General features: G+C 73.7%; 24 protein-coding genes. 11 read left to right on the forward strand and 13 right to left on the reverse strand.

The annotated features are described in order from the left end of the window. Positions 1–3: 3 nt before the first annotated feature. Both ACWCYO_RS02925 and ACWCYO_RS02930 read left to right on the forward strand, forming a co-directional pair. The gene (locus tag ACWCYO_RS02925) at positions 4–600 is read left to right on the forward strand and encodes a DUF1003 domain-containing protein (protein WP_405000808.1); all 597 of its coding nucleotides are present in this window, start codon (positions 4–6) and stop codon (positions 598–600) included. A 56-nt stretch (positions 601–656) separates the two neighbouring features. Next, on the forward strand, positions 657–1,817 hold the full coding sequence (locus ACWCYO_RS02930) for an Mrp/NBP35 family ATP-binding protein (protein ID WP_270144365.1): 1,161 nt from the start codon (positions 657–659) through the stop codon (positions 1,815–1,817). 253 nt (positions 1,818–2,070) lie between these two features. Here ACWCYO_RS02930 and ACWCYO_RS02935 read toward each other — a convergent pair whose 3' ends face one another. From ACWCYO_RS02935 to sigE, 4 genes are all read right to left on the reverse strand, one after another. Continuing rightward, positions 2,071–2,745, reverse strand: coding sequence for a hypothetical protein (locus ACWCYO_RS02935; RefSeq protein WP_270144366.1), 675 nt, complete (start codon positions 2,743–2,745; stop codon positions 2,071–2,073). A gap of 213 nt (positions 2,746–2,958) precedes the next feature. After that, positions 2,959–3,393, reverse strand: coding sequence for a sec-independent translocase (locus ACWCYO_RS02940; protein WP_270144367.1), 435 nt, complete (start codon positions 3,391–3,393; stop codon positions 2,959–2,961). A gap of 123 nt (positions 3,394–3,516) precedes the next feature. After that, positions 3,517–4,530, reverse strand: coding sequence for an anti-sigma factor family protein (locus tag ACWCYO_RS02945; RefSeq protein ID WP_449783150.1), 1,014 nt, complete (start codon positions 4,528–4,530; stop codon positions 3,517–3,519). Further along, positions 4,527–5,255 (reverse strand): RNA polymerase sigma factor SigE, encoded by a 729-nt coding sequence (gene sigE / locus ACWCYO_RS02950; protein ID WP_405000809.1) that lies wholly within the window; start codon positions 5,253–5,255, stop codon positions 4,527–4,529. The genes ACWCYO_RS02945 and sigE overlap by 4 nt, the downstream gene beginning before the upstream one ends. A gap of 287 nt (positions 5,256–5,542) precedes the next feature. Here sigE and ACWCYO_RS02955 point away from each other — a divergent pair, with 287 nt between their 5' ends. Then, on the forward strand, positions 5,543–6,175 hold the full coding sequence (locus tag ACWCYO_RS02955; RefSeq protein WP_207809516.1) for an O-methyltransferase: 633 nt from the start codon (positions 5,543–5,545) through the stop codon (positions 6,173–6,175). 94 nt (positions 6,176–6,269) lie between these two features. Here the strand turns inward: ACWCYO_RS02955 and ACWCYO_RS02960 are convergent, their stop codons facing one another. After that, the gene (locus ACWCYO_RS02960) at positions 6,270–6,437 is read right to left on the reverse strand and encodes a DUF3117 domain-containing protein (RefSeq protein WP_270144370.1); all 168 of its coding nucleotides are present in this window, start codon (positions 6,435–6,437) and stop codon (positions 6,270–6,272) included. 296 nt (positions 6,438–6,733) lie between these two features. Between ACWCYO_RS02960 and ACWCYO_RS02965 the strand changes: the two genes are divergently transcribed. Further along, positions 6,734–7,534 carry an enoyl-CoA hydratase-related protein gene (locus tag ACWCYO_RS02965; protein WP_270144372.1) on the forward strand — a complete coding sequence of 267 codons (801 nt, stop codon included), beginning with the start codon at positions 6,734–6,736 and terminating at the stop codon, positions 7,532–7,534. Between the two features lie 7 nt (positions 7,535–7,541). Here ACWCYO_RS02965 and ACWCYO_RS02970 read toward each other — a convergent pair whose 3' ends face one another. Next, positions 7,542–8,132 (reverse strand): DNA-3-methyladenine glycosylase I, encoded by a 591-nt coding sequence (locus ACWCYO_RS02970; protein ID WP_449783151.1) that lies wholly within the window; start codon positions 8,130–8,132, stop codon positions 7,542–7,544. Next, positions 8,129–8,557 (reverse strand): DivIVA domain-containing protein, encoded by a 429-nt coding sequence (locus ACWCYO_RS02975; protein ID WP_270144377.1) that lies wholly within the window; start codon positions 8,555–8,557, stop codon positions 8,129–8,131. Before ACWCYO_RS02975 ends, ACWCYO_RS02970 begins: the two co-directional genes overlap by 4 nt. 179 nt (positions 8,558–8,736) lie before the next feature. On the opposite strand from ACWCYO_RS02975, the gene folP reads away from it, so the two are divergent. Then, on the forward strand, positions 8,737–9,549 hold the full coding sequence (folP, locus tag ACWCYO_RS02980) for a dihydropteroate synthase (RefSeq protein ID WP_270151021.1): 813 nt from the start codon (positions 8,737–8,739) through the stop codon (positions 9,547–9,549). A 49-nt stretch (positions 9,550–9,598) separates the two neighbouring features. Here the strand turns inward: folP and ACWCYO_RS02985 are convergent, their stop codons facing one another. Beyond that, positions 9,599–10,408: an LOG family protein gene (locus tag ACWCYO_RS02985; protein WP_270144379.1), complete on the reverse strand. Its 810-nt coding sequence runs from the start codon at positions 10,406–10,408 to the stop codon at positions 9,599–9,601. 112 nt (positions 10,409–10,520) lie between these two features. Beyond that, entirely contained in the window at positions 10,521–11,597 is a 1,077-nt protein-coding gene (gene dapE / locus ACWCYO_RS02990) for a succinyl-diaminopimelate desuccinylase (RefSeq protein ID WP_270144381.1), read from the reverse strand. A gap of 145 nt (positions 11,598–11,742) precedes the next feature. On the opposite strand from dapE, the gene ACWCYO_RS02995 reads away from it, so the two are divergent. Next, positions 11,743–12,810 carry a hypothetical protein gene (locus ACWCYO_RS02995; RefSeq protein ID WP_449783152.1) on the forward strand — a complete coding sequence of 356 codons (1,068 nt, stop codon included), beginning with the start codon at positions 11,743–11,745 and terminating at the stop codon, positions 12,808–12,810. 309 nt (positions 12,811–13,119) lie between these two features. After that, the gene (locus tag ACWCYO_RS03000; protein ID WP_270144384.1) at positions 13,120–13,905 is read left to right on the forward strand and encodes a hypothetical protein; all 786 of its coding nucleotides are present in this window, start codon (positions 13,120–13,122) and stop codon (positions 13,903–13,905) included. A gap of 62 nt (positions 13,906–13,967) precedes the next feature. Here the strand turns inward: ACWCYO_RS03000 and dapC are convergent, their stop codons facing one another. Then, positions 13,968–15,116: a succinyldiaminopimelate transaminase gene (gene dapC, locus ACWCYO_RS03005; RefSeq protein ID WP_270144386.1), complete on the reverse strand. Its 1,149-nt coding sequence runs from the start codon at positions 15,114–15,116 to the stop codon at positions 13,968–13,970. 20 nt (positions 15,117–15,136) lie between these two features. Next, positions 15,137–15,463, reverse strand: a complete 327-nt coding sequence (fdxA, locus tag ACWCYO_RS03010; RefSeq protein ID WP_030287402.1) for a ferredoxin — start codon at positions 15,461–15,463, stop codon at positions 15,137–15,139. 133 nt (positions 15,464–15,596) lie between these two features. On the opposite strand from fdxA, the gene ACWCYO_RS03015 reads away from it, so the two are divergent. Both ACWCYO_RS03015 and ACWCYO_RS03020 read left to right on the forward strand, forming a co-directional pair. Beyond that, positions 15,597–16,607 (forward strand): GNAT family N-acetyltransferase, encoded by a 1,011-nt coding sequence (locus ACWCYO_RS03015; RefSeq protein WP_449783153.1) that lies wholly within the window; start codon positions 15,597–15,599, stop codon positions 16,605–16,607. Positions 16,608–16,638: 31 nt separating this feature from the next. Continuing rightward, entirely contained in the window at positions 16,639–17,547 is a 909-nt protein-coding gene (locus tag ACWCYO_RS03020; protein ID WP_405000653.1) for a transglutaminase family protein, read from the forward strand. Here ACWCYO_RS03020 and ACWCYO_RS03025 read toward each other — a convergent pair whose 3' ends face one another. Then, positions 17,548–18,177, reverse strand: coding sequence for a response regulator transcription factor (locus ACWCYO_RS03025; RefSeq protein WP_270144393.1), 630 nt, complete (start codon positions 18,175–18,177; stop codon positions 17,548–17,550). An 86-nt stretch (positions 18,178–18,263) separates the two neighbouring features. Here ACWCYO_RS03025 and ACWCYO_RS03030 point away from each other — a divergent pair, with 86 nt between their 5' ends. Continuing rightward, complete coding sequence (locus ACWCYO_RS03030; protein WP_449783154.1) at positions 18,264–18,761, forward strand: GNAT family N-acetyltransferase; 498 nt, start codon at positions 18,264–18,266, stop codon at positions 18,759–18,761. Positions 18,762–18,791: 30 nt separating this feature from the next. Further along, positions 18,792–19,259, forward strand: a complete 468-nt coding sequence (locus tag ACWCYO_RS03035; RefSeq protein WP_449783155.1) for a hypothetical protein — start codon at positions 18,792–18,794, stop codon at positions 19,257–19,259. Positions 19,260–19,262: 3 nt separating this feature from the next. Here ACWCYO_RS03035 and ACWCYO_RS03040 read toward each other — a convergent pair whose 3' ends face one another. Next, the gene (locus tag ACWCYO_RS03040) at positions 19,263–20,519 is read right to left on the reverse strand and encodes a sensor histidine kinase (protein ID WP_449783156.1); all 1,257 of its coding nucleotides are present in this window, start codon (positions 20,517–20,519) and stop codon (positions 19,263–19,265) included. Between the last annotated feature and the right edge of the window lies 1 nt (position 20,520).

Below are 20,520 nucleotides of genomic sequence, written 5' to 3' on the forward strand. Positions count from 1 at the left end.
GAACTGCGGGAGCTGCGCCAGCTGCGCGAACTGCGCACCCGCGAGGGCAGCAACCGGGACCGCCTGGAGACCTCCCCCATCACCGGCTCCAACCGCACCCGGCTCGACCAGCCGCGCACCGCCCGTCCCGGCCTGATCACGCTGCCGTCCTACGACCCCGAGGCCTTCGGCGTGCTGTCGGAGCGGATCGCCCGCTTCCTCGGCACCGGGCGGTTCATCGTCTGGATGACGGTGTTCGTCGTGGTCTGGATAGGGTGGAACACCCTGCTGCCGCCGGCCGCGCGCTTCGACGAGTACCCGTTCATCTTCCTGACCCTGGCGCTGTCGCTGCAGGCCTCGTACGCGGCGCCGCTGATCCTGCTGGCGCAGAACCGGCAGGACAACCGGGACCGGGTCAACATGGAGCAGGACCGGGCCCGCAGCGACCGCAACATCGCCGACACCGAGTACCTGGCCCGCGAGGTCGCGGCCCTGCGGCACGGGCTCGGCGAGGTGGCCACCCGCGCCTTCATCGCTTCCGAGCTGGGCAGCATCCGCTCCGAGCTGCAGTCGCTGCTCAAGGAGATCGACGAACGGCGGGACGCCTCCGAGCCCTTGTGACCGGCGGCACGCTACCGACCGGTTAAGCAGTTCGCCCGGCGCCGTACCATCAAGGCATGGCCAACGAGACAGAGGTCGCGGCCGGCGTCACGGAGGACTCCGTGCGCCAGGCGCTGGCGACCGTCAACGACCCGGAGATCAACCGCCCGATCACCGAGATCGGCATGGTGAAATCGGTCGAGATCGCCGAGGACGGCGCGGTGCGCGTCGCGGTCTACCTGACCGTCTCCGGCTGTCCGATGCGCGACACCATCGTCACCCGGGTCCGCGAGGCGGTCGGCAGGGTCGCCGGCGTGACCGGCGTCGAGGTCGAGCTCGACGTGATGAGCGACGAGCAGCGCAAGGAGCTCTCCCAGCTGCTGCGCGGCGGCGCCCCCGAGCGGGAGATCCCGTTCGCCAAGCCGGGCACGCTGACCCGCGTCTACGCCGTCGCCTCCGGCAAGGGCGGCGTCGGCAAGTCCTCGGTGACGGTCAACCTGGCGGCCGCGATGGCCGCGGACGGGCTGAAGGTCGCCGTCGTGGACGCCGACATCTACGGCCACAGCGTGCCGCGCATGCTGGGCGTCGAGGGCCGGCCGACCCAGGTCCAGGACATGATCATGCCGCCGCAGGCGAACGGCGTGAAGGTCATCTCGATCGGCATGTTCACCCCGGGCAACGCCCCGGTGGTCTGGCGCGGCCCGATGCTGCACCGCGCGCTGCAGCAGTTCCTCGCCGACGTGTGGTGGGGCGACCTGGACGTGCTGCTGCTGGACCTGCCGCCCGGCACCGGCGACATCGCGATCTCGGTGGCCCAGCTGGTCCCCAACGCGGAGATCCTGATCGTCACCACCCCGCAGATGGCCGCCGCCGAGGTGGCCGAGCGGGCCGGCACCATCGCGGTGCAGACCCACCAGAAGATCGTCGGCGTGATCGAGAACATGTCCGGCATGCCGTGCCCGCACTGCGACGAGATGATCGACGTGTTCGGCACCGGCGGCGGCCAGACCGTCGCGGACGCGCTCACCCGCACCGTCGGTGCGACCGTGCCGGTGCTCGGCTCGATCCCGATCGACGTCCGGCTGCGCGAGGGCGGCGACGACGGCCGCCCGGTCGTGCTCGCCGCCCCCGACTCCCCGGCCGGCGCCGCCCTGCGCGCCGTGGCCGGCAAGCTCGGCGGCCGCCAGCGCGGCCTGTCCGGGATGTCGCTCGGGCTGACGCCCAAGAACAAGTTCTGAGAGCTGGACCCCTCCCCGAGCCCCCTTTGGCCGGCGAGCGGGCGAACACCCGCCCCGAACCCCCTTTGGCCGGCGAGCGGGCGAACACCCGCCCCGAGCCCCCTTTGGCCGGCGAGCGGGCGAACACCCGCCCCGAGCCCCTTTGGCCGGCGAGCGGGCGAACACCCGCCCCGAGCCCCTTTGGCCGGCGAGCGGGCGAACAACGGGGCCGGGTGGTGCGGGACACCACCCGGCCCTCGTCGTCCGTCGGGCCCTACGGCCGGGTGTAGCTGCCCAGGTCCGGAACGGTCGAGAAGCCGACGCCGTAGGCGCTGACGCCCCGTCCGAAGGCTCCGAGCAGCACCCCGGGGGCCTCGCCCGCGAGCACCCAGCCGTACTCGGACTCGCGGTAGCGGAAGGGCTGCGGCAGCCCGTTGACCGGCAGGCTCAGGGTGGACCAGCCGGGGCCGGCCAGGTCGTCGGCGAGGTCCCAGGCGAGGTTGCTCTGCTGGTCCAGCCAGTCCTGGCGCAGCGCCCGGTCCAGCTGGCCGGGCCAGGTCGCGGCGAGCAGGCCGGAGCCGGCCAGCCAGGCGGCGGAGGAGACGGAGGTCGCCTCCAGCGTGCCGGTGTTGTCGGCGCTGCGGCGGCTGTCCCGGCGGGCCATGGTGACCACGACGGCGAACTTCCGCACGTCGCGCGGCTCGAACTGCTTGGCCGGCTCGTCGCCGTGGCCGAGGGTGCCGTAGTCGACGCCGGCCGAGCCGCCGCGGGGGCCGCCGGCGCCCGCCTGCATCAGGAAGCGGCGGCCGGTCCAGCCGTCGTCCAGGCCGTACCAGGGGAAGTCGGCGGACAGGTAGGGCAGCAGGGGGTCCGCCGGGCCGGCCTGCCCGCCGACCACCGGGCCGCCGGCCGTGGCCGTCGCCCCTCCCGCCTGACTCGTCGCGTCCATCCCCGGGCCTCCTCAACCGCACGTGTGCCTGCCGTGGCGCGCTCCCATGGTGGCGCACCTCGGCGTTCCCGGGGGCCGTTCCTGGTCCGCGCGGACGCGGATGTGACGGACGGCTCAGCGGGAACAATCAGCACAATAGCGGCGCGCACGCCACCGCCCCGCTCAGCCGGGCGGCCGGGCGGGGCGGTGGCGTCGGGTCCACGCGTCGTGCGCTCAGGTGGCGTCGGGGTCGAACGGGGGCCGCTCGCCGGGCTGCAGCGGGGCGCCGGTGGAGGCGGGCGCCGGGGCCGGCTTGTCGAAACCCACGCTGCCCGCGCGGCCGTTGACCGCCACCGCGGGCTTGTCGTCCAGGACGGAGCGGATGTCGAGCGACTCCTTCATGTCCTTCAGGCCCAGCGGGTCCTGCTGGTCGCCCATGAGCTGCTTGCGGACGAAGGTCTTGGGGTTGAGGTCCTCGAACTCGAAGTCCTTGAACTCCGGGCCCAGCTCGCTGCGGATGTCCTCCTTCGCGTTGTCGGCGAAGGAACGGACCTTCCGGATGAAGCTCATGGTGTCCTGGATCAGCTTCGGCAGCTTGTCGGGGCCGAAGATGATGATCGCCATCACGATCAGGGTCAGGATCTCCAGCCCGCCTACATCGCTGAACAACCTTTGCTCCCTAGCTCGTCGGACGACGGTTCCTACAGGGTAATGGCCACCGGCGGGTCCATGGTCCACAGCGGGATGAAGCCGTGGTAAAGACCAGCCGGTGGCCGGGCGGGGAAGGGATCGCTAGGGGAGCTGCTGGCGCAGGGCCGCGATGTTTCCCGGGAAGCGCTCGGGGGACGACGGCGGGTTCGAGTCCCGGGTGGCGGCCACCGGGCGGGCCGGGAAGTCCACCGGGACCTGCGCGGTCATCGGGACCAGGCCGGTGCGGTCGCTGGTGCCGCTGCCGCCGACCGGGCTGACCGTGGTGCCGTGCTGCTCCTCGCCCTGGGTGAGGCCGCCGACGCCGCCGAGGGTCACCGCGGCGACCGAGAAGGCACCCGCGGCGGCGAACACCAGCCGGCGCCCGCGCGCCGCCGGGGGGCGGACGGCGGCCACGGCGGGCTGCGGCCGGGCGGCGGGCTCGGGGCGGGTGGTGCGCCGCCCCATCAGCGGTCGCAGCACCGAACCGCGGCCGAAGGCGCGCGGGTCGACCCCGGGCACCGGGGTGTCGGCGCCGAGCGCGCCCGCGCCGAAGGAGGCGCCGGCGCCGCGGCCGAAGGAGCCGCCGGTGAGCCGGCTGCCGCCGAAGGTGCCGGCGGCGGGGATCCCGCCGCCGGGCAGGTCGTCGTCGTCGCGGCCGCGCCGGGGCGGCCGGCCGGCGTCCGCCGGGGCGTCCTCCGGCAGGTTGCCGACGGCCATCAGCCGGGCCATCAGCGCGGAGGAGGGGCCGGGGTTGCCGGTGCGGGTCAGCAGGTGCTTGACGGACCGGCCCTCGTCGGCCTCGGCCTTGCACTGCGGGCAGGTCGCCAGGTGGGCCAGGACCCGCTCGCGGGAGTCGTGGCCGAGTTCGCCGTCCAGGAAGGCGGACAGCCGGTCGCCGAGGTGGTGCTCCTCGACCGCGGGTTCGGCGGGCCGTACGGGCACCGCGCGCAGTGCCGTGTCGGCGGGCAGCGGGAGGGCGGGCAGCACGGGGTGACCGGGTTCGTCGCTCGCCGGATCCCCGGCGCCGCGACGGCCCGGCAGCGCCCAGCTCCGCCAGGTCGAGGACCGTTCGGACGCATCCGAACGGTCCGGACCGGACCGGCTGGTTCCGCTCACGATCGCCTCCGTCCGCGCCCGCCCGGTGCGGCCGCGACCTCGGCGACGGCGCCGACCGGCACCGGCTCCTCCGAGCCGCCGCGGCGCTCGCGGCCCGGCGCCGAGCCGGGGGCGCGGTGCTTGAGCGCGGCGCGCAGGTGGGAGCGGCCGCGGTGGATGCGGCTGCGGACGGTGCCGAGCTTGACGCCCAGCGTGGCGGCGATCTCCTCGTAGGACAGGCCCTCGATGTCGCAGAGCACCACGGCGGCGCGGAACTCCGGGGCGAGGGTGTCCAGGGCCTGCTGCACGTCGGCGTCGAAGTGGGTGTCGCTGAAGTGCTGGGCCGGGCTCGGCTCGCGCGAGGCGAGCCGCTCGGCCGCGTCCTCGCCGAGCGCGTCGAAGCGGATGCGCTGGCGGCGGCGGACCATGTCCAGGAACAGGTTGGTGGTGATCCGGTGCAGCCAGCCCTCGAACGTGCCGGGGGTGTAGGTGGACAGCGAACGGAACACCCGGACGAAGACCTCCTGGGTGAGGTCCTCGGCGTCGTGCTGGTTGCCCGTCAGCCGGTAGGCGAGGCGGTAGACGCGGGCGCTGTGGGCCTCGACGATCTCCTCCCAGGTGGGAGGAGTCCAGGTCTGCGCGTCGGGACCCTCGGCGAAGGTCGCGAGGACAGGGGCCTCGGTGGTACCGGCGGCCGACGTCTCGGCGGCGGGCTGGTCCAGGTCGGAGTGCGCAGGCTGGTTCATCACGGGCTTCGGCGTACGGGCCGACGCGGTGCCGCGGGGGTGCCGCCGCACGGGAACGTCGCCCTCGGCCACACCTCCTCGGTCGGCTCTTCTGCCCAGCAGGGCCACCACCATATCCACCTCACCCGTCAAGCCCGGATAAAAGTGCCCGGGAGGTCTTGCGCACCCGTCGCCAGTGACAACGGCCCGCCGCCGTACGCGGTTCCCGCCCGGCCAGTAATCTGTGGCAGGAAATATCGACATCCCCCGGCACCGGGCCGCCACCCGGGGCTCCGAAAGAGGCAGCCATCAGCGAGTTCGGGCCCGCGCGCGCGGCCCTCGCCGACACCTACGTGGGCGAGGACGCGGTGCTGACCTACGCCCGGGCGCAGTCCGCGCGCACCGGCATACGGGCCATCGGGCCGAGCGGCGGGGCGTGCCTGCGGCTGCTGGCCGCGGCGCTGGACGCCAAGGCGGTGGCCGAGATCGGCACCGGCACCGGGGTGTCCGGGGTCTACCTGCTGCGCGGGATGCGGCCGGACGGCGTGCTCACCACGGTGGACTCGGAGCCGGTGCGCCAGCAGCTGGCCCGCGAGGCCTACCAGGCGGCCGGGTTCGCGGCCAACCGCTCGCGGTTCATACCGGGGCGGGCGCTGGAGGTGCTCCCCCGGCTCGCCGACGGACAGTACGACCTGGTGTTCTGCGACGGGGACCCGGCCGAGTCGCGCGAGTACCTGCTGGAGTCGCTGCGGCTGCTGCGGCCCGGCGGGATGGTCTGCTTCGAGGGGGTCTTCCAGGAGGGCCGCCTCGCCGAGCCGGAGCTGCAGGACCCGCAGACCGGCGCCGTCCGGGACCTGGTCCGGGACGTGCGGGAGAGCGAGGCGCTGCTGCCCGCGCTGCTGCCCGTCTCGGACGGGCTGCTCTGCGCCGTCAAACGGTAGTCCCGGGCCCCGGAGAGCGCGCGGGCCCGGGCCGACATGACGTCGTACCCGGGCCCGGCAGTACGTCTCCAGGAGACGGCGGCACCCGCTGCGGTCAGCCGGTGACCTTCATCAGGGCATCGCCCAGGGCTTCGGCCTCGTCAGGCGTGAGCTCCACCACGAGGCGTCCGCCGCCTTCGAGCGGAACGCGCATGATGATGCCCCGCCCCTCTTTGGTGACTTCGAGCGGGCCGTCACCCGTCCGCGGCTTCATGGCCGCCATGCTCGTTCCCCTTCCTGCAACCGCTCAGCTACGCACCGGCAGTCCGTCCACCGCCGGTATCGAACGCATTGATCGGAAGCCATTATCCCGCATGCCACGGCCTGATGACCAACATCACTCTCGGTGCAACCACGGCCGGACCGGCCGCAACCGCCGCAATTGCCGTCATAAGCCCCGGCGTGGCGGCGTCACCGCTACCGCCGGAAGGTGCGATACCTCACACTCCCCAGCCCGCCCCGCGCTCCGGCATCCTGGCACCACCACCCACGCGACGATCGTTTAGGGAGCCCTCGCCGATGTCGGATTCCGTGCTGTACGAGCTGGACGGCGGCCTGGCCGTCATCACCATCAACCGCCCGGAGGCGATGAACGCCCTGGACGTCGCCACCAAGGTGGCGCTGCGCGACACCGTGATCGAGGCGGCCGGGGACCCGGCGGTGCGGGCGGTGCTGCTGACCGGCGCGGGCGAGCGGGCGTTCTGCGTCGGGCAGGACCTGAACGAGCACCTGGCGATGCTGAAGCGGTTCGAGGAGACCGGCGAGGGCGCGCTGCGGACCGTCGCCGAGCACTACAACCCGCTGACCCGCGCGCTGGCCGGGATGCGCAAGCCGACCGTCGCCGCGGTCGGCGGGGTGGCGGCCGGCGCGGGCGCCTCGCTCGCCTTCGCCTGCGACTTCCGGATCCTCTCCGACCGGGCCGGCTTCAACACCGCCTTCACCGGGATCGGCCTGACCGCCGACTCCGGCGCGTCCTGGACGCTGCCCCGGTTGGTCGGGCACGCCAAGGCCACCGAGCTGCTGATGCTGCCCCGGACGGTCAAGGCCGCCGAGGCGATGGAGCTGGGCCTGGCCACCAAGGTCGTGCCGGCCGACGAACTCGCCGCCACCGCGCGGGTCTTCGCCCGCGAGCTGGCCGAGGGCCCGACGGTGGCCTACGGCGCCGTCAAGGAGTCGCTGGCGTACGGCGCTTCGCACTCGCTGGACGAACTGCTCGACAAGGAGGACGAGCTGCAGACCCTGGCCGGGGAGAGCGAGGACCACCGGATCGCGGTGCGCGCCTTCATCGCCAAGGAGAAGCCGAAGTACGTCGGCCGCTGACGTCCACCTACCGCTCGGGGCCGCCCGTGCGGACGTGGCAGTCCGCCAGGTGGTCGTCGACCAGGCCGCAGGCCTGCATCAGGGCGTAGGCGGTGGTCGGGCCGACGAAGCGGAAGCCCGCCTTCTTCAGCGCCTTCGCCAGCGCCGTCGACTCGGGGGTGACGGCCGGCACCTCGTCCAGTGTGCGGGGGGTCGGCCGGTCCGGGCCGGCGGCGAACTGCCAGATCAGCGCGTCCAGGCCGCCGTCCAGGTCGCGGGCGGCCCTGGCGTTGGCGATCGCCGCCTCGATCTTGGCCCGGTTGCGGATGATGCCGGTGTCGGCGAGCAGCCGCTCCTTGTCGGCCTCGCCGAACTCGGCGACCTTGCCGATCTCGAAGCCGGCGAACGCGGCCCGGAAGCCCTCCCGGCGGCGCAGGATGGTCAGCCAGGACAGGCCGGACTGGAAGGCCTCCAGGCAGACCCGCTCGAACAGCGCGTCGTCGCCGTGCACCGGGCGGCCCCACTCGGTGTCGTGGTAGACCCGGTAGTCGTCGGTGGAGTCGCCCCAGCCGCAGCGGCGCAGGCCGTCCGCGCCGAGGACCGCTCCGTCGGGGGTCACTGGTCCTTCACCGGCTTCGCGTCCTCGGGGGCCGGCTCCTCGGCGAGCGTGACCGCCGGCTCGACCACCTGGGCGAAGGACTCCAGGCCGGGCAGCGGCTCGGCGGCCGGGTCGGGGGCGGTGGTGGCCTCGACCGCACCGCGCAGGTGGGCGGCGGCCTCCAGTTCGGCGATCCGCGAGTCGCGGTAGGCGAGTTCGGCGCCGAGGCGGTCCAGGACGTCGTCCACCTCGTCCATCCGGTAGCCGCGCACGGCCATCGGCAGCCGCAGGTCGTCGACGTCCGTCTTGTTCAGCGGGCGGTCCTGCGGCAGCCGCGCGGCGATGCGGTCCGGCACCGCCTCCGGCATCGAGCCGCCCCCGCCGAGCGCCACCAGCGCGGCGCCGCCGACCACCACGGCCATGGCGACCACGATCACCCAGAACACGAGCTGTCCTCCCGAACTCCCGGTCGGCCTCCTCCGAGGTGCCAGGGAACCGGGCTGATCATGACAGCATGGTCCTGGTGAGGCCGGGGGCCATCATCGCACCCGTAGGAGCTGTGGAGGAGACATCGGTGGCACTGCGCCTGGGACCGCGGGAATTCGGTGACGACGAGCTGGTGATCATGGCGATCGTGAACCGGACTCCGGACTCGTTCTTCGACAAGGGCGCGACCTTCGCCGACGAGGCCGCGTTCGCCGCCGCCGACCGCGCGATGGCCGAGGGCGCGGCGATCCTGGACATCGGCGGGGTGAAGGCCGGTCCGGGCGACGAGGTCACGGTCGAGGAGGAGCTGCGGCGCACCGTACCCTTCGTGGCCGAGCTGCGCAAGCGCCACCCCGACGCGGTGATCAGCGTGGACACCTGGCGGCACGAGGTCGGCGAGGCGGTCTGCGAGGTGGGCGCGGACCTGCTGAACGACGCCTGGGGCGGGGTGGACCCGAAGCTCGCCGAGGTGGCCGCCCGCTACGACGCCGGGCTGGTCTGCACCCACGCGGGCGGCGCCGAGCCGCGCACCCGGCCGCACCGGGTCGGGTACGAGGACGTGATGGCGGACATCCTGCGGGTCACCGTGGGGCTCGCCGAGCGGGCGGTGGAGCTGGGCGTCCGCCGGGACGCGGTGATCATCGACCCGGGACACGACTTCGGCAAGAACACCCGGCACTCGCTGGAGGCCACCCGGCGGCTGCCGGAGATGACCGCGACCGGCTTCCCGGTGCTGGTCTCGCTCTCCAACAAGGACTTCGTCGGCGAGACCCTGGACCGGCCGGTGAACGAGCGGCTGCTCGGCACCCTGGCCACCACCGCGGTCTCGGCCTGGCTGGGGGCCCGGGTCTACCGGGTGCACCAGGTCGAGGAGACCCGCCAGGTGCTGGACATGGTCGCCTCGATCCGGGGCACCCGCCCCCCGGCGGTCGCCCGCCGGGGGCTGGCGTAGCGGCCCCTCTGTTTGGCGCTCGGCTCGCCTCCGGTTGTCGGCGCTCGCGTCAGATCTCGTTCACGGGCCGACGGGCTTCGGCGAGGATCTTCAGCACCTCGTCGATCTCGTCGGTGATGTGGAACAGCTCCAGGTCGCGCGGGGCCGCCTTGCCCTGCGCGACCAGGGTGTTCTTCAGCCACTCGTACAGGCCGCCCCAGTAGGCGCTGCCGTAGAGGATCACCGGGAAGCGGGTGACCTTCTTCGTCTGCACCAGGGTGAGCGCCTCGAACAGCTCGTCCAGCGTGCCGAGTCCGCCGGGCAGGACCACGAAGCCCTGCGCGTACTTGACGAACATGGTCTTGCGGACGAAGAAGTAACGGAAGTTCAGCCCGAGGTCGACGAACTCGTTGAGGCCCTGCTCGAAGGGCAGCTCGATGCCGAGTCCGACGCTGAGGCCGCCGGCCTCCGAGGCGCCGCGGTTGGCGGCCTCCATCGCGCCCGGGCCGCCGCCGGTGATCACCGCGTAGCCGGCCTCGGCGAGGGCCCGGCCGATGGCCACCCCGGCCTCGTACTCGGGCGAGTCGGCCACGGTCCGGGCCGAGCCGAAGACGCTGATCGCGGGCGGGAGTTCGGCCAGGGCGCCGAAGCCCTCGACGAACTCGGAGGTGATCCGCAGCACCCGCCAGGGGTCGGTGTGCAGCCAGTCGGTGGGCCCCGTGGTGTCCAGCAGGCGCTGGTCCGTGGTGCTGGTGCCGACCTGGTCCCGGCGCACCAGCACCGGGCCCTTCTGCTTCTCGGGCCAGGCCTTCTTCTTCCGCGGCACGCCGACCTGCTCGGGGCCGTGTCCGTAGTGCTTCTCGTCTCCTGTGCCTGTCATGACGAAACCCTACGCCCGCCCTCCCCCGTTTTCAGGCAACGGGGGAAGGTCGGTTGGGCAACCGGAAGGTGGCGTTCGACCGTCGGTTCGGCCGCGCCCGAACGCCCTCGACTCAGCTGGTCAGCCAGGCGCGCAGCCGGTCCTCGGTCTCGGCGATGGCGGTCAGCGAGCAGTGCTCGTCCCGCTTGTGCGCGAAGTTCGGGTCGCCGGGGCCGTAGTTGACCGCGGGAATGCCGAGCGCGCTGAACCGGGCGACGTCGGTCCAGCCGAACTTGGCCCGGGCCCGGCCGCCGGTGGCCGCCAGGAAGGCCTGCGCGGCGGGCTGGGACAGGCCGGGCAGGGCGCCCGGGGCGAAGTCGGTGACGGTCAGCTCGAAGCCGTCGAAGACCTCGCGGACGTGCTTCTCCGCCTCGGCCTCGCTGCGGTCCGGCGCGTAGCGGAAGTTGATCGTGACCACGCACTCGTCCGGGATCACGTTGCCGGCCACGCCGCCGTCGATCCGCACCGCGTTGAGGCCCTCGCGGTACTCCAGGCCGTCGATCTCCACCCGGCGCGGCTGGTACGTCGCGAGCCGGGTGAGCACCTCGGCGGCGCGGTGGATGGCGTTGTCGCCGAGCCAGCTGCGGGCCGAGTGGGCGCGCACGCCGGTGAGCCGGACCTGCGCCCGCAGTGTGCCCTGGCAGCCGCCCTCGACCGTGGCCTCGCTGGGTTCCATCAGCACCGCGAAGTCGGCGGCCAGCCACTCCGGGCGGTCCCTGGCGAGGTGGCCGAGGCCGTTGCGGTGGGCCTCCACCTCCTCGCAGTCGTAGAACACGTAGGTGAGGTCGCGGTTGGGCTCGGTCAGGGTGGCGGCGAGGCGCAGTGCGACGGCCACGCCGGACTTCATGTCCGAGGTGCCGCAGCCGTAGAGCAGGTCGCCCTCGACGTACGACGGCAGGTTGTCGGCGATCGGCACGGTGTCCAGGTGGCCGGCCAGCACGACGCGCTCGGCGCGGCCCAGGTTCGTCCGGGCCACCACGTTGTTGCCGTAGCGGTCCACGGTCAGGTGGGCGCAACCGCGCAGGGCCGCCTCGACGGCGTCGGCGAGCGCCTGCTCGTCGCCGCTCACCGAGGGGAAGTCGACGAGGCGCGCGGTCAGCGCGCCACCGTCGAGGGTCAGGTCCAGGGGCGTCGGGTTCGGGCTGCTCATGGCGTCAGCCTAGCCGTGCGCACGTGTGCTCTGGGTGGTCGTGTTGTGACGCGGAACGCCCCCGGATCGGCAACCGGAGTACGCCGTACACCCGTCCGAGTGGGTACGGTGTCGGATCAGGATGGCGGGCGCGAGAGGGGCGACGGTGGCCAGGAGAAGGCGCAGCGAGGAGCTGGGCGAGGAGCTGGGCGACGAAGTGGCGCCCCGCCACCGCGGTCCGGTGCGCGCGCTGCTGCTCGTGCTGGTCGGACTGCTCGGCCTCGCGATGGTGGCGGGCTTGGCCGTGGTCGGGATCTGGTGGTTCGGGTTCCGGCAGGGCGCCGCGGAGGAGTGCACGGTGAAGACCGCGGCCGGCAGCGGCACGCTGGAGCTGCCGCAGGCCGCCAACGCCGCGACGATCGCCGCGGTGTCGCGCTCGCGCGGGCTGCCGGACCGGGCGACGGCGATCTCGCTGGCGACCGCGATGCAGGAGTCCAAGCTGCGCAACCTCGCGGGCGGCGACCGGGACTCGATCGGCCTGTTCCAGCAGCGGCCCTCGATGGGCTGGGGCACCCCGGAGCAGATCGCGGACCCGGTGTACGCGACCAACAAGTTCCTGGACGGTCTGGTCAAGGTCCCCGGCTACACCCGGATGCCGCTGACCGACGCGGCCCAGGCGGTGCAGAAGAGCGGCTACCCGCAGGCGTACGCCAAGCACGAGACCAAGGCGACGCTGCTCACCTCGGCGCTGGCCGGCCGGGAGCCCGGCTCGTTCAACTGCGTGGTGCACGACTACGCCAAGCCGGACCCGGGCGACTCGCCGTCGCCGACCGCGGGCGCCTCGGCCATCCCGGTCGCGCTGCCGGACCGCACCCAGGTGCTGTCGGACCGCGTGCGCCGGGAGTTCGGCCGGACGGTCACCCCGGCCACCGGCTACACCTCGACGATCAAGGGCGCCGAGAACGCCGTCGCGCTGACCCCGGACCCGGCCACGGCCGCGCTGACCTCCTCGGCGGACTCCGGGGCCGACGCCGGGGCGAGCGCCGAGCGGGCCAGCGGCTGGGAGGTGGCCCACTGGGCGGTCGCCCAGGCGCAGCAGCTGGGCATCGCGACGGTCGCCTACGACGGGAAGATCTGGCGCAAGACCCAGTCGGAGGACGGCTGGCAGACCCAGACCTCGGGGACGTCGACCAAGCTCGTCCAGGTCACCCTGGCCCCGTCCGGCAAAGGCTGACGCACATTCGTTCGGGTTGCCGCCGAACGGGTGATTCCGGTCAACCGCAGTGGACCGACCGCCCGTTCCGGCGACCCCGGGTGGAGAACCGTCACTCCCCTTGCCCGGGGCCGGTCCGACGGTGCCCGGCGGGGCCCGGCGGGCACCATCACCGCGATCGTACGATCCGATGATCGGTCAGGTATTTTCCCGCGTCACCCGAAACCTTCCGGCTCCTCAAGCGGTAACAACGTCGTCCGCCAGGTCCCGTCCGCGCTCGGATCGTCCACCCGGCGGACGGGACGGACCCAGACCCCTTCGAGGAGCCCCATGTCTCACCCCCTCACGCGCCGGATCGCCCAGGCCGCGCTCGTCGTGGCGGCCGGAGCGACCCCGCTGGTCGCGGCCGGCTCCGCGTCCGCCCTGGGCGGGGACGCCCTGCTTCCCAAGAGCGACCTCGCGGCGCCGCTGGGCCAGCTGACCAACACCGACACCGGTTCCACCCTGCAGCACACCACCCACCAGCTCGGCCAGGCGGCCGGCACCACCGGCGCGGCCACCGTCGCCGCGGGCGTGCCGGCCTCCGCCGACGCCGCGGGCAACATCGTCGCCCACCAGCTCCCCGAGGCGAACGAGAAGGCCGGTTCGCTGACCGCCCCGGTCGACCAGACCGCCGCCACCACCGGCCAGCTCTCCGCCGTCACCCCGAAGGTCGCCACGGCCCTGGCCGGCAAGCTCGGCGAGGCCGTCACCGGCAAGGGCATGGGCACCCGCAGCGCCAACGCCGGCACCAGCCCGGTCGGCGGGCTCGCCCAGGCCCTGCCCGGCGCCGACAAGCTCTCCGGCGCCGTCCCCGGCACCAACGCCGTCACCGACGCGCTGCCGACCAGCGCGGTGGAGCGCGCCCTGCCGCTCGGCCCGGTCGAGCACGCGCTGCCCGGCGGCCTGCCCGGCACCGACGTCCTGGGCCTGGCGGAGCACGGCTCGGCCAACCGGCTCGGCGGCGCCGACCTCGGCCCGAACAACCCGCTCTCCGGTCTGACCGGCGCGCTCGGCCCGGTCGGCGGCCTGCTGAACGGCGTCAACGGCGGCAACATCAGCGGCCTGCCGCTGTAACCCCTCCGGGCAAGCCGAAGGGGGCCGGTGCTTCGCGAGCACCGGCCCCCTTCGGCGTACGGTCAGCGCGCCGCGGTCAGCCGCTCCACGGCCGCGGCGACCCGCTCGTCCGTCGCGGTGAACGCGACCCGGACGAAGCGGCCGCCGGACGGCCCGTAGAAGTCACCGGGCGCCACCAGGATGCCCAGTCCGGCCAGTTCGGCCACGGTCTCCCAGCACGGGCGGTCCTGGGTCGCCCACAGGTAGAGGCTCGCCTCGGAGTGCTCGACCCGGAAGCCGTACGCCTCCAGGGCCGCCCGCAGCGCCGAGCGCCGGGCCGCGTACCGGTCCCGCTGCTCGGCCACGTGCGCGTCGTCCGTCAGCGCCGCGATCGTCGCCGCCTGGACGGGCGCCGGCACGATCATGCCGCCGTGCTTGCGCAGCCCCAGCAGCTCCTCGACCACCACCGGGTCGCCCGCCACGAAGGAGGCGCGGTAGCCGGCCAGGTTGGAGCGCTTGGAGAGCGAGTGGACGGCCAGCAGGCCCTCGTGGTCGTCCCCGCAGACGTCCGGGTGCAGGACGGAGACCGGCTCGGCCTCCCAGCCCAGCTCGAAGTAGCACTCGTCGCTGACCAGCAGCACCCGGTGCTCCCGGGCCCACTCGACGGCGCGGCGCAGCTCGTCCGTGCCGAGCACCCGGCCGGTCGGGTTGGACGGCGAGTTCACCCAGAGCAGGCGCACCCGGGAGCCGTCCAGTTCGTCCACCGAGTCGTACTCGACCGGCTCGGCGCCGCACAGCCGTGCGCCCACCTCGTAGGTCGGGTAGGCCAGCCGCGGGTAGGCGACCTGGTCGCCCGGGCCGAGGCCGAGCTGGGCCGGCAGCGAGGCCACCAGTTCCTTGGAGCCGATGGTCGGCAGGACGGCCCGGGGGCCGATCTCGGCGCCGCAGCGGCGGCGCAGCCAGCCGGCGATCGCCTCGCGCAGCTCCAGCGGGCCCCAGACGGTCGGGTAGCCGGGGGTGTCGGTGTGGGCGGCGAGCGCCTTCTGGATCACCTCGGGGACCGGGTCCACGGGGGTGCCGACGGAGAAGTCACACAGGCCACCCGGGTGGGCGAGGGCGGTGGCCTTGTAGGGCTCCAGCTTGTCCCAGGGGAACACCGGGAGCCGGTCCGAAACGCGGCGCGCCGCTCCCGGGTGACCCGGGAACGGCGCGCGCGTGCTGTTCGTGCTCACAGCTCAGTAGCCACCGATCGTCAGTGGTCGGCGTTCTGCGGCGGCAGAGCGGCGATGAACGGGTGGTCCCGCTCGATCAGGCCGAGCTTCGAGGCACCACCGGGCGAACCCAGGTCGTCGAAGAACTCGACGTTCGCCTTGTAGTAGTCCTTCCACTCCTCCGGAGTGTCGTCCTCGTAGAAGATCGCCTCGACCGGGCAGACCGGCTCGCAAGCGCCACAGTCGACACACTCATCCGGGTGGATGTAGAGGGAACGCTGGCCCTCGTAGATGCAGTCAACCGGGCACTCTTCGATGCACGCCTTGTCCTTCACGTCGACACAAGGCTGCGCGATGACGTAGGTCACGCTGTCGTTCCTCCTCGGAAGGGCCTGGCGGCCCGTTCTGTTCTGCTCGCGTGCGCGGTGAGCGCGGCGTCGTCGATGCCCGCCCCTAGTATCGCGGGTCTGGGACCGCAAATGCACAGGAGGTGGCCGGATCATGACCCGAGACCAGTCGGAGAGCCGTCCGGAAGTCCGGATAGACCGCTCTGACGTGGGACTTCGCGTGTCCGTGCGACGCCTCTCGGAGTTCGTCGACGACCGGCCGGTGTTCCGCGATGTGATCGGCATTCTCACATCATGGGACGATCATGGCCTGGTGGTCGAGCCGCGCTCGGGCGGGCCGGTCGCCTTCCCGGAGAAGCTGCTGGTCGCGGGCAAGGTCGTGCCGCCGTTCCCGGCCCGGCGCGCACCGCTGCCCGCCGCCACCCCGGTCGAGCTGCAGCGGATCGCCGGGCGCGGCTGGCCGGCCGTCGAGCAGGAGGCGCTCGGCGAGTGGACGCTGCGCGCCGCGTCCGGGTTCACCCGGCGGGCCAACTCCGCCCAGGCGCTCGGCGACCCGGGGCTGCCGCTGCCGCGGGCGCTGGCCGCCCTGCGGGGCTGGTACGCGGCGCGCGGACTGCCCGCGTACGTCGAGGTGGTCACCCCCGGCTCGCCCGAGGACCTGCGCGCCGAACTCGACCGGCTGGGCGCCGGGTACGCGCCCACCCTGGTGCTCACCGCGCCGCTGGCCGCGGTCGCCCGGGCCGGCGCCGGGCACGAGCGGGTGAGGCTCTCCCGCACGGCGGACGCCGACTGGATGTCGCTGTACCGCCGGGTCAGCGGGGACCCGGCGGTGGAGGAGGCTGCCCGGCAGGTGCTGCACGGCGGCCCCTCGGTCTGGTTCGCCACCGTGCCCGGCGCCCCCGGGCAGCCGCCGCTGGCGATCGGACGGTGCGTCGTCGACGGGCCCTGGGCCTGCTTCGGCGCGATCGAGGTGCAGCCGTACGCCCGTCGGGCCGGGCTGGCCACGACGGTCATGGCGGTGCTCGCCGCCCGCGCGGCGGAGGAAGCGGCGAGCGGCGCGTTCCTGCAGGTCGAGGCGGGGAACGACGGTGCGATCGCGCTCTATGACGGACTCGGCTTCACGACCAGTCACACTTACCACTACGCGCTCCTTCCCCAGGAGTAGCCACCCGACCGTTCCACCCTGGTATGTCCGCTTGTCCGTCCGTCCTACGAAGGCCGCCGCCGTCACCGTGACCGAGCAGAGCAGAGACCGCTTCCGGACCGCCGCCCGCGCCGAGCAGCCCGACCCGGTGCTGCTCTGCCTCCTTGCCGCCGCCGAGCACGATCCCGTCCTCGACCCGGGCGATCCGGGCGAACCGCCCGGCGCGGACACCCTGCTGGCCGCCTGCGAGGCCGCGTTCGAACGGCACGCGGCGGCCGTCCGGATCGCCGTCGCCGAACGCTCGCCTTCCGGACCGGAGGAGACCGCCGCCCTGCTCGCCGCCGTGCTCGGCGGGCGGGAGCGGTTCCACGGACGGCAGTCCGACTACCGGCGGCTGGAGTCCTCGCTGCTGCCCGAGGTGCTGCGACGGCGGCGCGGGCTGCCGATCATGCTCTCGCTGGTGTGGATGGAGGTCGGGCGGCGCGCCGGGCTCACCGTCCACGGCATCGCGCTGCCCGGCCACTTCGTCGTCGCTGTCGGCGGCCCGTCGGGCGGCGAGGAGTACGTCCTCGCCGACCCCTTCCACGGCGGACGGCTGCTCGACCCGGCCGGCGTCGAGCACCTGGTCGCCGCCGCCGGGTACGACTTCACCCCCGCCCTGCTCACCCCGGCCCAGCCGCTGGACATCGTGCTGCGGGTGCTCGGCAACATCCGGGCCTGGGCCGCCGACCGGCCCGAGCACGCCCGCACCCAGCTGTGGGCCACCGAACTCGCCCTGCTGCTCCCCCGCCACCCGGCCCAGCTCCGGCTGGAACGGGCCGAACTCCTGGTGCGGATGGGCGACTTCCTCGGCGGCTCGGCCGAGATGGACGACTACGCGCGGATCCTGGACGCCTTCGACCCGGACACCGCCGCCAAGGTCCGCCAGGAGGCCCGGGCGGCCCGCCACCGGCTCAACTAGCTACAACCAGCCCTTCTCGCGGGCGATCCGGACCGCCTCGGTGCGGTTGCGGGCCTCGGTCTTCTGGATCGCCATCGAGAGGTAGTTGCGGACCGTCCCCTCCGACAGGTGCAGCCGCTTGGCGATGTCCGCGTTCACCGCGCCGTCCGCGGCGGCGCCCAGCACGTCCCGCTCGCGCCCGGTCAGCGGATTGGCGCCCTCGGCCAGCGCGGCCGCCGCCAGCGCCGGGTCGATCACCCGCTCCCCGCGCAGCACCCGGCGGACCGCCTCGGCCAGCTCGGAGGCGGGCGCGTCCTTCACCAGGAAGGCGTCCGCCCCGGACTCCATCGCCCGGCGCAGGTAGCCGGGACGGCCGAAGGTCGTCGCGATGACCACCTTCGTCCCGGGCGCCTTCTTGCGCAGCTCGGCGGCCGCCTCGATGCCCGTCATGCCCGGCATCTCGATGTCCAGCACGGCGACCTGCACCTCGTTCGCCAGCGCCGCCGCCACCACCTCGTCCCCGCGACCCACCTGCGCGACGACGTCGATGTCCCCCTCCAGCCCGAGCAGCGCCGCCAGCGCCTCCCGGACCATCCCCTGGTCCTCGGCGAGCAGCACGCGGATCGAGGGGCTGTTCTCTGTGTTACCCATGGTCATGACCTTAGGGCCTGTCAGGTGCGGCAACGGGCTGGAGTATTCGAGTGGTTCACCGAGGCCGTGCGCACCAGACTGGTCTGATGCTGACCCTGGAGCCGCTGCGCCCCGACCACGCCGACGCCGTGCTCGCCTTCGAACTCGCCAACCGGGCCTGGTTCGCCCGTACCGTGCCCGACCGCGGCGACGCGTACTTCGCCGACTTCCCGGCCCGCCACGCCGCGCTGCTCGCCGAACAGGCCGCGGGCATCTGCCGGTTCCACGTGATCCTCGATCCGGGCGGAGCCCTGATCGGCCGCATCAACCTGATGGACCTCGTCGACGGCAGCGCCGAACTCGGCTACCGGATCGCCGAATCCGCTGCCGGCCGGGGCGTCGCCAAGGCCGCCGTCGCCCAGGTCCGCCGACTCGCCGCCCACAGCTACGGCCTGCGCTCGCTGACCGCCGCCACCACGCTCGACAACCCCGCCTCCCAGGCCGTCCTCACCCACAACGGCTTCACGGTCACCGGGGAGTTCGTCCTGGACGGCCGCCCGGCCGTTCGCTACCACCGCGACCTGGACCGCGCGGAGCTGACATGATGGCGGGCATGACGATCTACCGAAAGGCCGATGCCGCGTAAGCGGCCCGGCGCGCTGCGCGCCCACCCCGACCCCGCCCGCCGTTGGGACACCGCTCCACCGGACCGGATCCGCGGGCTCTCCACCTCGACCAGCCGCGCGATCCAGCGCTACGAGCAGTTGGACGGGTCGTACTACGTCTTCCCCGGCGCAACCGACCGGGCCCTGCGCCGGTACCGCCGGTTCCTCAGCCCGGTCGGGACCCGCCCGCGCTACCCGAGAGCGCCGCACTGCAGCTGCCGCGGCTGCTCCTTCGACGACGTCCGGCACGCCCGGGACGTGCTGGCGGAGGTGCTGTCCGCCCTCCCGCCGCGGCCGCGCGCCGAACTCGCCCGGGTGCTCCGGCCGATGGACGCCGCCTACCTCCGGCGCACCCTGCCCGACCCCTTCGCCGAGCGCATCCGGCCGGCCCCCTGGTGGTACGGCCGGCTCGGCGAACGGTGGGAGTGCGGCAGTTGAGCGTCAGGAGATCCTGGACGTCTCGGAGGGCGCGGCCGCCGTCCGCAGCGGCACCGAGGCCCGCAGGCGGAAGCCCTTGCCGCGCTCGCCGGGGCCGCTCTCCAGTCGTCCGCCGACCAGCGCGAGGCGCTCCTCGAGCCCGGAGAGCCCGTTGCCCGGCTGGGACTTGCCCGGTCCGCGGCCGTCGTCGCTGATCTCCAGGACGGCGTAGCGCTCGCCGCCGCCCTCCCAGCTCTCGTCCGCCGTCACCGTGCAGACGGTGGCGCCCTCGCCGTGCCGGACGATGTTGGTGACGGCCTCGCGCAGCGCCCAGGCGAGCGCGCCCGCCTCCTCGTTGGCCAGCGACGGCCAGGCGTCGACCAGCTCCGGCGCGGCCTCCAGCCGGACCTGGGCGGCGGCCAGGGCGGTCCGGGCGGCGGCGAGCTCGACCGGCAGGGTGGGTCGGCGGAAGCCGGTCACGGCCTCCCGCACGTCGATCAGCGACTGCCGGGCGACCTGCTCGATGTCGGCGACCTGCGCCCGCGCCGCCTCGTCCTTGCCCGCGTCCATGAACCGCCCGGCCAGTTCGCTCTTCAGGGTGATCAGCGAGAGCGAGTGCCCGAGCAGGTCGTGCAGGTCACGGGCGAGCCGCAGCCGCTCCTCGGAGGCGGCCAGGTGGGCCACCACGGCCCGGGCCTCGCGCAGCTCCTTCATGGTGGCGACCAGCCGCTGCAGGCCGGTCATCGCGACGCCGGAGAGGAAGGCGCTGAGCGCGAAGGTGGTGATGTTGTCCTTCTGGGCGTGGATCACCAGACCGATCGCGGCGGTGAGCCCGGCCATGCCGGCCAGCGCGCGCAGCGCGTAGTTCGGCGGCATGATGATCGCGAGGCACACCGAGGCGTAGATGAACAGGGTCAGGAAGGCTTCGCCGAGGATGAAGGGGGCCGCGACCGCGAGCACGATCATCGTCACGACGATCACCTGGCAGGCCCGCGGCTTCATCCCCGCCTGCGAGCGGAAGATCACCAGCAGGACGTACCCGGCGACGAACCCCACCAGGCAGCACCAGCCGAACAGCCGGCCGACCAGGCTGTGGTGCCCGTTCAGCAGGCTGCCCGCCGGGTAGGCCAGGTAGAGCATCCACAGCAGCATCCAGGCGACCTTGACCAGCAGCTGCCGCCGGGTCTCCACCGGGGCGCCGGGAACGTTCATGAACGACGTGCGCGCCACACCCACCTCCGGCTGCTCGTCGGTGCGGTGGGTCCGGCGCGCGTCACTCATG

It is taken from the genome of Kitasatospora sp. NPDC001683, from assembly GCF_053596495.1.

Excerpts from the sequence above, each read along its gene's own strand:
- ACWCYO_RS02930 (WP_270144365.1), top strand. The coding sequence starts at position 657 with ATGGCCAACGAGACAGAGGTCGCGGCCGGCGTCACGGAGGACTCCGTG.
- ACWCYO_RS02935 (WP_270144366.1), bottom strand. The coding sequence starts at position 2,745 with ATGGACGCGACGAGTCAGGCGGGAGGGGCGACGGCCACGGCCGGCGGC.
- sigE (WP_405000809.1), bottom strand. The coding sequence starts at position 5,255 with ATGAACCAGCCTGCGCACTCCGACCTGGACCAGCCCGCCGCCGAGACG.
- ACWCYO_RS02960 (WP_270144370.1), bottom strand. The coding sequence starts at position 6,437 with ATGGCGGCCATGAAGCCGCGGACGGGTGACGGCCCGCTCGAAGTCACC.
- ACWCYO_RS02965 (WP_270144372.1), top strand. The coding sequence starts at position 6,734 with ATGTCGGATTCCGTGCTGTACGAGCTGGACGGCGGCCTGGCCGTCATC.
- folP (WP_270151021.1), top strand. The coding sequence starts at position 8,737 with ATGGCGATCGTGAACCGGACTCCGGACTCGTTCTTCGACAAGGGCGCG.
- ACWCYO_RS02985 (WP_270144379.1), bottom strand. The coding sequence starts at position 10,408 with ATGACAGGCACAGGAGACGAGAAGCACTACGGACACGGCCCCGAGCAG.
- dapE (WP_270144381.1), bottom strand. The coding sequence starts at position 11,597 with ATGAGCAGCCCGAACCCGACGCCCCTGGACCTGACCCTCGACGGTGGC.
- ACWCYO_RS03000 (WP_270144384.1), top strand. The coding sequence starts at position 13,120 with ATGTCTCACCCCCTCACGCGCCGGATCGCCCAGGCCGCGCTCGTCGTG.
- ACWCYO_RS03015 (WP_449783153.1), top strand. The coding sequence starts at position 15,597 with ATGACCCGAGACCAGTCGGAGAGCCGTCCGGAAGTCCGGATAGACCGC.
- ACWCYO_RS03025 (WP_270144393.1), bottom strand. The coding sequence starts at position 18,177 with ATGGGTAACACAGAGAACAGCCCCTCGATCCGCGTGCTGCTCGCCGAG.
- ACWCYO_RS03030 (WP_449783154.1), top strand. The coding sequence starts at position 18,264 with ATGCTGACCCTGGAGCCGCTGCGCCCCGACCACGCCGACGCCGTGCTC.
- ACWCYO_RS03035 (WP_449783155.1), top strand. The coding sequence starts at position 18,792 with ATGCCGCGTAAGCGGCCCGGCGCGCTGCGCGCCCACCCCGACCCCGCC.
- ACWCYO_RS03040 (WP_449783156.1), bottom strand. The coding sequence starts at position 20,519 with ATGAGTGACGCGCGCCGGACCCACCGCACCGACGAGCAGCCGGAGGTG.